Origin of the sequence: Luteitalea sp. (genome assembly GCA_009377605.1) — a bacterium.
GTDB lineage: Bacteria > Acidobacteriota > Vicinamibacteria > Vicinamibacterales > Vicinamibacteraceae > WHTT01.
Window position 1 is genome coordinate 1 of sequence record WHTT01000112.1, and the last position, 2,857, is coordinate 2,857.

1 pseudogene (cut by a window edge) is annotated in these 2,857 nt (G+C 66.4%); it reads left to right on the plus strand.

Annotated features, from left to right (window positions below):
* Positions 1-2,857 (plus strand): annotated as a pseudogene (locus tag GEV06_24970) (hypothetical protein) (it continues 585 nt past the right edge of the window).

Below are 2,857 nucleotides of genomic sequence, written 5' to 3' on the forward strand. Positions count from 1 at the left end.
GGAGGTGTTTCCCGACGTCGATACGAACCTCATCTCCGTCTCGGTCGCGTATCTCGGTGCCGCGCCGGAGGAGGTCGAGGAAGGGGTCTGTGTCCCAATCGAGGAAGAGATCCAGGGCGTCGAGGGCATCAAGGAGCTGACGTCTTCGTCCGCAGAGGGAAGCGGCACCGTGACGGTGGAGGTCGAAGAGGGCTACGACCTGCGCGAGGTCCTCGACGAGGTCAAGAACCGCGTTGACGCCATCGACACCTTTCCGGTTGAAGCGGAAGAGCCGATTATCCGCGAGCTGCTCGTCCGGCGGCAGGTCCTGACCGTGGCCGTCGCCGGCGAGGCGGACGAGGTCACGCTGAAGCGGCTCGGCGAGCGTGTGCGCGACGAGATCTCGGCGCAGCCGGGCATCACCCAGGTGGATCTGACCGCGGCGCGGCCCTATGAGATCTCGATCGAGGTCTCCGAGGAGACACTCCGCCGCCACGGCCTGACCTTCGATGACGTGGCGCGGGCCGTGCGGCAGTCCTCTGTCGATCTGCCCGGCGGCTCTGTGAAGACGGAAGGCGGCGAGATTCTGCTCCGCGCCAAAGGGCGCGCGTATCGCGGGCCGGAGTTCGAGAGGCTGGTCCTGCTCAGCCGACCTGACGGCACGTTCTTGCGCCTCGGCGACGTGGCGCGGGTGGTCGACGGATTCGAGGAGACCGACCAAGCGTCGCGATTCGACGGTGCCCCCGCGGTGCTGGTGCAGGTCTTCCGCGTCGGCGATCAGAGCGCGCTCGACATTGCGGCCGCCGTGAAGGAGTACGTCGCTTCGGCGCAGGCCAGCATGCCTGAAGGCGTGGCGCTGACGATCTGGCAGGACGACACCGGCATCCTGCTGAGCCGGATGGAGCTGTTGATCCGCAACGGGCTTGCGGGCTTCGCGCTCGTCTTCATTGTCTTGACGCTTTTCTTACGACTGGGTCTCGCGTTCTGGGTCAGTCTCGGCATTCCGGTGTCGTTCCTCGGGGCGCTGTGGCTGCTCCCGAGCTTGGACGTATCTATCAACCTGCTGTCGTTGTTTGCCTTCATCGTCGCGCTCGGCATCGTCGTGGACGACGCGATTGTCGTGGGGGAGAGCATCTACACCGAGCAGGAACGGTTGGGAGGCGGCCATCTGTCTGCCATCGTCGGTGCGCATCGGGTGTCGCTGCCGGTCATCTTCGGTGTGTTGACCACCGTGGCGGCCTTCGCGCCTATGCTGATGCTGGAAGGACAGATGGGCCAGGTGTTCCGCGTCATCCCGCTCATCGTCATCCCGACGTTGCTGTTCTCGCTGGTCGAGTCGCTGATCGTGCTGCCCTCGCACCTATCGATGCACAGCACCGGCGACGGGAGCAGTCACGGGAAGAACGCCATGCCACGAGGCGTGGTCGCGTCGGAACGGCGACGCCGCGGGCCGTTCGCGATGTGGCAGCAGATGCAGCGCCGCATCGCTACCGCGCTGGACCGGTGGACCGACCGGGTGTACCGCCCCTGTTTGGCATGGGCCATTCGGTGGCGGGCGCTCACGCTGGCCTCGGGACTCGCCACGTTGATTCTGATGGTCGGTCTCGTTGGCGGCGGCTGGATCCGCTTCGCGTTCTTCCCGCCGGTCGAGGCGGACAACGTGGCGGCCATGCTCACGATGCCGCAGGGGACGCCCGTTGAGACGACAGCGGCTGCGGTTCAGCACCTGGAAGACGCGGCCCTCGAGATCAAGGAGGAACTGGAGCGCGAGAACGGCACCGTGTTCCATCACCTGCTCTCCTCGGTTGGCAGCCAGCCCTATCGATTACAACAGAATCAGGGGCCTGGGCGGGGCGGCGCCGGCGTCTCGTTCGCGGGCAGCCACCTCGGCGAGATCAACATCGAGCTCGCGCCAGCCGAGGCGCGGTCGATTGGGAGCACGGCGCTCGCGAACCTGTGGCGCGATCGCGCCGGGCCCGTTGCCGATGCGGTGGAGCTGACGTTCACCTCGTCACTCTTCGACAGTGGTGAAGCCATCAACGTCGAGCTCCGCGGCGCTGACCTCGTGGCGCTCCGCGAGGCGGCTGAGCGGCTCAAGGCCAGGCTGGGTGAGTACCCCGGCGTGTTCGATATCGCGGACTCGTTCCGCGCGGGCAAGCGCGAGCTGACGCTGGCGATTCGGCCCGAAGCGGAGGCGCTCGGACTCTCGCTGACGGATCTGGGCCGGCAGGTGCGCCAAGGGTTTTACGGTGAGGAAGCGCAGCGCATTCAGCGAGGTCGTGACGAAGTGAAGGTGATGGTGCGCTATCCTCAGTCGGAGCGCCGGTCACTCGGTGATCTCGAGAACGCCCGCATCCGTACGCCGCAAGGCGACGAGGTGTCGTTCGGCCAGGTGGCGCTCGCCGATCACGGCCGGGGATATGACACCATCCAGCGAACGAACCGACACCGGGCCGTGAACGTCACGGCCGACGTCGACTTGAGCCGCGGGAATCCCAACGAGATCATCGCGAACCTCGACGCGAGCGTCCTCCCGCAGCTCATGGCCAGCTATCCGGGCATCCAGTATTCCTTCGAGGGGGAGCAGGAGCAGCAGCGGGAAACGCTCGGCGGACTGGGTCGCGGGTTCATCTTTGCGCTCCTCGTGATCTACGCGCTGCTGGCGGTTCCCCTGCGCTCGTACGCGCAGCCGCTGCTCATCATGTCGGCCATCCCCTTCGGCCTCGTTGGGTCGGTGGTTGGCCACGTCATGCTCGGCATGGAGCTCACGGTACTCTCGATGCTCGGCATGGTCGCGATGGCCGGCGTTGTCGTGAACAGCAGCCTCGTGCTCGTCGATTTCGCCAACCGGCGGATGCGCGAACAGGCGACGGCCGAG